The following is a 206-nucleotide window of genomic DNA, read 5'->3' on the forward strand; positions in this document are numbered from 1 at the left end:
TAGTGCTGCGGGTTGCTGTCGTCGATCAGATACGTGGCGTTCGTATTGTCAGAGCGCAGGACGTAGCAGCCGTAGAACTGCGGCGCGCTATCCGTTGGCAGCTGAAAATAGACCGACAGAGCGTGGCAGTCACACGAGAACTGAGGCTGCTGAAACTGCGTCGTTGTTTTGTTCAGGCGCGCATACCAGGGTGCGATATGGCCTGG

1 pseudogene is annotated in these 206 nt (G+C 57.3%); it reads right to left on the reverse strand.

The annotated features are described in order from the left end of the window. Nucleotides 1-206: pseudogene (locus tag B7444_RS16260) on the reverse strand (CotH kinase family protein); the annotation flags it as partial.

It is taken from the genome of Gluconobacter thailandicus F149-1 = NBRC 100600 (genome assembly GCF_000964465.1).
GTDB classification, from domain to species: domain Bacteria; phylum Pseudomonadota; class Alphaproteobacteria; order Acetobacterales; family Acetobacteraceae; genus Gluconobacter; species Gluconobacter thailandicus.